Origin of the sequence: Fusobacterium sp. FSA-380-WT-3A (assembly GCF_012843705.1) — a bacterium.
In the GTDB taxonomy this organism is placed as follows: Bacteria; Fusobacteriota; Fusobacteriia; order Fusobacteriales; family Fusobacteriaceae; genus Fusobacterium_B.
Map to the genome: position 1 here is coordinate 52,223 of NZ_JABAFQ010000011.1, position 7,731 is coordinate 59,953.

At 24.2% G+C, this 7,731-nt stretch carries 9 protein-coding genes; 5 read left to right on the top strand and 4 right to left on the bottom strand.

Going from position 1 to position 7,731, the window contains the following annotated elements:
- Positions 1–84: 84 nt before the first annotated feature.
- Genes HF862_RS07310 through modA form a run of 3 tightly spaced genes read right to left on the bottom strand, consistent with a single transcriptional unit; the run spans position 85 to position 2,524 of the window.
- Positions 85–1,101: a molybdopterin-binding protein gene (locus HF862_RS07310; protein ID WP_170187226.1), complete on the bottom strand. Its 1,017-nt coding sequence runs from the start codon at positions 1,099–1,101 to the stop codon at positions 85–87.
- Entirely contained in the window at positions 1,088–1,771 is a 684-nt protein-coding gene (gene modB, locus HF862_RS07315; protein WP_206039055.1) for a molybdate ABC transporter permease subunit, read from the bottom strand. Before modB ends, HF862_RS07310 begins: the two co-directional genes overlap by 14 nt.
- Before the next feature lie 9 nt (positions 1,772–1,780).
- Positions 1,781–2,524 (bottom strand): molybdate ABC transporter substrate-binding protein, encoded by a 744-nt coding sequence (modA, locus tag HF862_RS07320; protein WP_170187227.1) that lies wholly within the window; start codon positions 2,522–2,524, stop codon positions 1,781–1,783.
- Between the two features lie 96 nt (positions 2,525–2,620).
- Between modA and HF862_RS07325 the strand changes: the two genes are divergently transcribed.
- From HF862_RS07325 to moaC, 5 genes are read left to right on the top strand one after another with little or no spacing between them, the layout of a single operon-like run.
- Positions 2,621–3,112, top strand: coding sequence for a molybdenum cofactor biosynthesis protein B (locus HF862_RS07325; protein WP_170187228.1), 492 nt, complete (start codon positions 2,621–2,623; stop codon positions 3,110–3,112).
- Between the two features lie 59 nt (positions 3,113–3,171).
- Entirely contained in the window at positions 3,172–3,798 is a 627-nt protein-coding gene (locus HF862_RS07330; protein ID WP_170187229.1) for a DedA family protein, read from the top strand.
- Positions 3,788–4,735, top strand: a complete 948-nt coding sequence (gene moaA, locus HF862_RS07335; RefSeq protein WP_170187230.1) for a GTP 3',8-cyclase MoaA — start codon at positions 3,788–3,790, stop codon at positions 4,733–4,735. Before HF862_RS07330 ends, moaA begins: the two co-directional genes overlap by 11 nt.
- Position 4,736: 1 nt before the next feature.
- Positions 4,737–5,183 carry an MOSC domain-containing protein gene (locus HF862_RS07340; RefSeq protein WP_240934803.1) on the top strand — a complete coding sequence of 149 codons (447 nt, stop codon included), beginning with the start codon at positions 4,737–4,739 and terminating at the stop codon, positions 5,181–5,183.
- Between the two features lie 9 nt (positions 5,184–5,192).
- Positions 5,193–5,663 (top strand): cyclic pyranopterin monophosphate synthase MoaC, encoded by a 471-nt coding sequence (gene moaC, locus HF862_RS07345; protein ID WP_170187231.1) that lies wholly within the window; start codon positions 5,193–5,195, stop codon positions 5,661–5,663.
- A gap of 34 nt (positions 5,664–5,697) precedes the next feature.
- On the opposite strand, the gene HF862_RS07350 is transcribed toward moaC, so the two are convergent.
- Positions 5,698–7,407, bottom strand: coding sequence for a sigma-54-dependent Fis family transcriptional regulator (locus HF862_RS07350; protein WP_170187232.1), 1,710 nt, complete (start codon positions 7,405–7,407; stop codon positions 5,698–5,700).
- Positions 7,408–7,731: the final 324 nt, after the last annotated feature.

Here is a 7,731-nt window from a genome sequence, read left to right on the forward strand (position 1 = left end):
GATAAATAATAAAATTATTTATAAAAAATTTATACAAAAAAGCTGTTACATTTTAAAAGTTTGTAACAGCTTTTTTATTAAAGATTATTTTCCAAAAGAACAATTAGGGTAGTGACAAACATCACAACTTTGACAAAGTCCACCAGCACCATATAACATAATATCTTTTTTAGTCAATTTTTCTCCAGTCATTACTCTTGAAAGAACTAAATCAAAAACAGTTCTTTTAGCAAACATTACACATCCAGGAAGTCCCATCATAGGGATGTCATCTAAATAAGAAAGTAAAAACATAGAACCTGGAAGAACAGGAGCACCATAAGAAATTAATTCCCCACCCATTTCAATAATAGAAGATGGAGTTAAATCATCAGGGTCAACAGACATTCCACCAGTAAAGATTAACATATTAGCACCTTTATTTAAAAATTCTGTTGCTTTACTTTTTATAATTTCCTTGTCATCAGGACAAAGAGTTTGTCCTATAATTTCACAATCAAATTCACTTAATTTATCTATGATAACTTTTCCAAATTTATCTTCAATTCTACCATAAAAAACTTCATTTCCTGTAGTGATAATACCAACTTTATATTTTTGGTATGGATTTATTTTTAGTAAAGGTTCATTAATAATTTCTTGGGCTGTATCCATTTTTGACTTATTAATAACAAGGGGAATAACTCTAGCTCCAGCTACTAATTCACCTTTTTTTACAGAAATATTATTGGGTAAAGTGGCAAAAGATATTTCTCCAAGCATATTAAGTTCTAAAAGTTTATCAACATCAACTTTTAAGATTCCATCTGTTTCAGCATAAAAATTTATTTTTCCCTCTTTAACTTCTTTTCCTAAAGTTATATTATTTCCTTTACCAAGTTTTCCTAATATAATAGCAGCTTCATTTTCATGAACTCCTGTATCACCTAATTCAAAAACAAATATATTATCTTTACCAAGTTTTAGTAATTTTGGAATATCTTCTTCTGTGATAATATGTCCTTTTTTAAAAGCTCTTCCCTTAAATTCTCCAGGAACAATTTCAGTAATATCGTGTTGTAAAACATAACCAACAGCATCTACAGTTTTAATTTTTTTCATATATTTTCCTTTCTTTTTGAAATAAATAATTATAAATTATCATTACTAAAAAACTAATTATTAAAATGATTCCAAGAAAAAAATTAGCTGTTTGAGAATCACCACTTTCAACAGCTGAATAAATAGCCATAGAAATAGTTTGGGTTTTATTTGGAATATTTCCAGCAAGCATAAGAGTAGCTCCAAATTCCCCCATAGCTCTTCCAAAAGATAGAACCATACCAGCTAAAATATTTCTTTTTATTAACGGAATTGTAATTTTTTTTAAAATTTGAAAATCAGTAGCTCCAAGTTGTTTAGCAACTTCTCCATAAATAGGGTCTAAAGAACTTATACCAGTTTTTACATTATTATACATAAGAGGTAGAGAAACTATAGAAGCAGTAATTATTCCAGCCCACCAAGAGGACATTACAGTTATATTAAAGTTATTATATAAAAAAGAACCTATAAATCCTTTCTTTCCTAAAATTAAAATAAGGATATATCCTAAAACACTTGGAGATATAAAAAGAGAAATATTAATAAACATTTCGATAATATTTTTTATTTTTAAACTAACTTTTTCGAGAAACCAAACTAAAAATATAGAAAATATAGCTACAATAAAAGTTGAAATAATAGAAATTTTTAGAGTTAATAATATTATATTTATTTGATTATTCAACATATAAAATCACTATTTTTCTGCCATTTCAAAATTATATTTTTCATAATATTTTTGAGCTTCTTGAGATGATAAAAATTCATAGAATTTTATAGTTTCATCAGAAGCTTTATCTTTAATAATTCCATAACTATAAATTATTGGTTTATGTAAATTTTCTGGAATAACATAAGAAATTTTAGAATTTTTTAGAAGTTTAGCATCAGTTTTATATATAAAAGCAAAATCAACTTCAGATAATTCTACATATTGCATAGCACTTCTAACATCTTTTGAAAAAATAAGATTATTTTGAATTTTATCCCATAAGTTTTCATTTATTAAAATTTCTTTTGCATATTTTCCAGCTGGAACAGTTTCAGGAGTACCAATAGCTATTTTATGATTTAAAATTTCTTCTAGTGAAGTTATTTCTTTTTGACCAGCAATAACCATTCTATTTTTTAAAATGTTTTTATGAAAATTATTTTCAACTAAACCTTTAGACTTAAGGTCATCTAAATCACTTTGAGAAGCAAAGAAAATAATATCTACAGGAGCTCCACCAATAATTTGATTTTTTAAAGCACCAGACCCACCAAGATTTAAGTTAATTTGAATATCTTTATTTTCTTCTTGAAATTTTAATATTAATTCATTCATTACTTCTTTAAGGCTAGCAGCAGCACTTATAGTAATCTCTTTTTTTAAATCTTTAGAATAAACAGAAAAACAAATAGTACTAAATAATAATAGGAATTTAAAAATTTTTTTCATAAAATCACCTCTTTCAGATTAATTTTAACAAATAAATTGAAATATATCAAGAGCAATAAAAAATATGATATAATAAAAAGAAAAGGAGAAAAATGAATGTTTAAAGTAGCAATAATTTGTATGAGTGATAAAGGTTTTCAAGGAGAGAGAGAAGATTTATCTACTAAAGTTATTGAAGAGATAATGTTAAAGAAAGGATATATAATTGCAAAAAAAATTTTAATTCCAGATGAAAAGGAGATTATAAAAGAAAATTTAATAAGTATTTGTGATAATAATATAGCAAATTTAATTTTAACAACAGGTGGAACAGGTTTTTCCAAAAGAGATGTAACTCCAGAGGCTACAGAAGAAGTTATTGAGAGAAGAACTCCTGGAATTTCTGAAGCAATAAGAAATTATTCTATAGGAATAACAAAAAGGGCAATGTTATCAAGAGCTACATCAGGAATAAGAAAAGATACTTTAATTATAAATTTACCTGGAAGTCCAAAAGCTGTTAAAGAATCTTTAGAATATATAGTAGATGAATTAAAACATGGATTAGAAATATTATTAGGAACAACAAGTGACTGTGCAAGAAAATAGATATTAATTAATAGATAAATATGCTATAATATTCTGAAACAAAAATTTAGAGGAGAAAAATGGAAGATTATATTATAAAAATTTTAATAAATTTTAGTTATATAGGAATATGTTTCTTAATTTTTTTAGAAAATGTATTTCCTCCAATTCCATCAGAATTAATTTTAGTTTTTGGTGGATTTATTTCAAAAAGATTAGAATTAAATTTTTTCTTGATGGTAATACTTTCAACAGTAGGCTCATTACTTGGAGCTTTAATGTTGTATTATATTGGGAAAAAAATTCCTATAGAAAAATTAGAAAATTTTTTAGAAAAAAAATGGATAAGAAGATTGGGATTTAAATCAGGAGATGTAAATAAAACTTTAAAATATTTTGAAAAATATAATACTTTAAGTGTTTTTATAGGTAGATGTATTCCTGTAGTCAGAAGTCTTATTTCTATTCCAGCAGGAATGCAAAAAATGGAGATAAAAAAATTTATTTTTTATACAGGAGTAGGAAGTTTAATTTGGAATACTGTTTTAATATATATAGGAAGAGTTATGGAAGATAAATGGGAAGAAGGACTTCTACTATTAGAAAAATATTCTTCTATAATTTTATTAGTAATAATATTTATTGGATTAGTTAAATTTTCTTATAAAAAATATAGAAAAAAGAAAGTGATAAAAGATGAAAGATAATTCAGGAAGAGAAATAAACTATTTAAGAATATCTTTAACAAAAAATTGTAATTTAAAATGTATTTATTGTTTACCAGAAAAAATGGAACATATAAAAGAAGATGAACTTTCTTTGGAAGATATATTAAAAATTGTAAAAAATGCTATAAAATTAGGAATAAATAAAATTAGACTAACAGGTGGAGAGCCTTTACTTAGAAAAGATTTAATTGAAATAGTAAAAGAAATAAAACTTTTAGGAATAGATGAAATATATATTACTACTAATGGAATTTTATTGGAAGAAAAATTAGAGGACTTAAAAAAGGCTGGTTTAAAGGGAATAAATATAAGTCTTGATACTTTAGAAAAAGAGTTATTTAAAAAAATAACAAGAGGTGGAAGTTTAGATAAAGTAATATCTGGATTATTAAAAGCTAAAGATATGGGATTTGAAATAAAAATAAATTCTGTAATAATGAAAGGCATAAATGAAAATTCTATAGTTGATTTAGGAAAGATAACTAAAAAATATAATATAGATGTAAGGTTTATTGAACTAATGCCTATGGGAGAAGGAAAAAAATATATAGGAATAAACAATAAAGAAATCTATAAAGAGTTAGAAGAGATATATGGATTTCAAAAGGATTTTTTTCAAAGAAAAGGTGTAAGTGAATATTATAGATTAGTAGATGGTAAAGGAAGAATAGGATTTATTAGTCCTATTAATAATTGCTTTTGTGAAAATTGTAACAAAATAAGATTGACTTCTACTGGTGAAATAAAAAGATGTTTAAATATGAAAAGTAATATTAATATAAAAGATTATTTAAAATCTGATGAAGAAATAGAAAATATTTTAAAGATTGAAATAAATAAAAAACCTGAAAAACATCTTTTTGGAAAAGAAAATATTGATGAAGAAAGAAAAAATATGAATGAGATAGGTGGATAAAATGTCAATGAAAGGTTTAAAAGGAGAAATTAAAGCTGTTTGTATCAGTGAAAAAAAGGGAACTGATAAAAAAAATATTCATGAATGCGAAATTATAGAGGGATTTGGATTAAAGAATGATGCACATGGAGGAAATTGGCATAGACAAATAAGCTTACTTTCTTATGAGAAAATAGAAGATTTTAAAAAAAGAGGTGGTAAAGTAATAGATGGTTCTTTTGGAGAAAATCTTATTGTTTCTGGTTTAGATTTAGTCAATATTCCTATTGGGACAAGATTAAAAATAAACGATATAGTTTTAGAAGTTACTCAAATAGGAAAAGAATGTCATTCTCATTGTGAAATATTTAAAAAAGTTGGTGATTGCATAATGCCAAGAGAGGGAATATTTGCAAAAGTTATTTCAGGTGGAATTATAAAAGAGGGAAATATTATTGAAATAATTTAGGAGGAAAAAATGGATTTTACACATTTTAATAAAGATGGGAAAGCTTATATGGTAGATGTAAGTGAAAAAAATAAAACTAAAAGAGAGGCTACAGCTTTTGGAAAAGTAAAAGTTTCAAAAGAAATTATTTCAAAACTTGTTAATAATCAGATGAAAAAAGGAGAGGTTTTAGGAGTAGCAAGAGTAGCAGGAATAATGGGAATGAAAAAAACTAGTGAAATAATTCCAATGTGTCATCCAATTTTTATAAGTGGGTGTGAAATAAATTTTGAAATAAAAGAAGAAGAGTGTGAAATTCATATTTATTCTACAGCTAAAACAATTGGAGAAACAGGTGTGGAAATGGAAGCTCTAACAGGAGTAAATATAGCTGCCCTTACAATTTATGATATGTGTAAAAGTGTAGATAAAAGAATGATTATCTCAGATATCCATCTTTTAAATAAATCTGGTGGAAAAAGTGGAGATTTTAAGTTTTAGAAAAATAAGCTAGAAAATTTTCTAGCTTATTTTTTTATAAATTATACAATTTTATTTTTCTATATAAAGTGGCAATTCCAATATCAAGTATTTCGGCTATTTTTTCTTTATCTTTAGAAGAAGAACCGTATTTAATTAAAAGATTTTGAATAGTTTCTTTTTCAATTTCTGCTAATGTTTTATCTTCAACAATATTTAATGTTTTAAAAAGTTTATTAGGAAGATGCTTTAAAAGAATTTCGTCATCTTTTTCCTCTATAACATTAACTATATATTCTGTAACATTTTTTAATTCTCTAATGTTTCCTGGCCAATTATAAGATTGAAAAAATTCCATAACTTCATCAGAAATTTTAATATTACTTCTATTAAAAAGTTTAGAATATTTTCTTATAAAATATTTAGATAACTCTTCAATATCTTTTTTTCTATTTCTTAGGGGAGGAATATCTATAGGAAAAACATTTAATCTATAATATAAATCTTCTCTAAATTTATTTTCTTTTACTAATTCTTCAGGGTCTTTATTAGTTGCAGCTATAACTCTAATATCTATTTCTTTAGAATTATTAGAACCAATAGGACAGATAATTTTTTCTTGTAAAACTCTTAAAAGTTTAACTTGAAGAGAAAGAGGCATATCTCCTATTTCATCTAAAAATATTGTTCCTCCATTTGCTTGTTCAAAAAATCCAATTTTTCCGTTTGGATTAGCTCCAGTAAAAGCTCCCTTTACATATCCAAAAAATTCACTTTCAATCAAAGATTCAGGAATAGCTCCACAATTCACAGCTATAAATGGTTTTTCATTTCTATCACTATTAGAATGAATTAATCTTGCCACAACTTCTTTTCCAGTTCCACTTTCTCCTGTGATAAATACAGTAGAAGTTGTTTTTGCTACTTTATAAATTTTAGAATAAATTAAACTCATTTCAGGTGAAGAAAAAATAAAATTTTTAGAAAGATTAGTGTTTATTTGTTGAAGATAATTTCTAAATTTATCAGATTCTTGAAATATATAAAGAGTTTTAAAGTTATCTACATTATTATTTATCTCAATAATATCTCCAATTACTTCATGAGTATTATTATTGTATTCTAAAGAAAATTCTTTTTTATCAGACATTTGAGTTTCATTATTTATTTTTATTCTTAAATTAGAATCAATATTTTTTAAAAGAGTAAGTCCACTTTTATTTATCATTTCTATTTTTTTATCTTCATTTGTGATAATGATAGAATCAGGAATTCTATCTATAATATTAAGAAGCAACTCATTATTACTTTTAGCTATAATTTTTTCATTTTCTTGATGTAATCTAGAAGTAATAGAAAGAGAAATTTGCTTTATAAAGTTAATATATAAATCTTTTTTAGATAGGAAGTTATTTTTTTGTTGTTCAGTGAAACAAATAAGACCAATAACTCCTATAATATCATCATTGAAAAAAATAGGTGTGGATATTTCTAATGTTTCTTTGCAGATTTCTTTTGATGGACATGTTCTACAAATTTCATCTTCTCTTGGATTTGTAATTATACAAAGTTCACCAGACTGAAGAACATTTCTATAAACATAAGAGTCCTGATACATATTTTGATCAATTTTATCTTTAAGAAGTCCTGTTCCAATTAATCGTTTAAAATTTTTGCCCATAACCTCAACATCAATACCAATTACTTGTGATATTACTTCAGCATAAAGATTTATATCCTCTTTTATATTTTCTAAAAGTTTCATTTTAGCTCCTTTTTTACGAAAAAAAAAATATATATTTTTATTATAACATATTTTTATAAAAAATATCAAAATGATACAAAAAAAATAATAGACATTTTTCAATTAATTGAAAAAGCCTAAAAAATAAACAAAACTTAAAAAATATCAAAATGAGATAGAAAATATCAAAATGATAAAAAATATTATATAATGTATTTTAAAAGTGTCTTATATTAGAAAAAAATATTCTATAAAAATATAAAAAAATAAAATAATAAATGGCACAAAAAATGCTTATAATTAATTTAAATAATTTTAAAGAAAATTTAGGAGGCAAAAATGGAA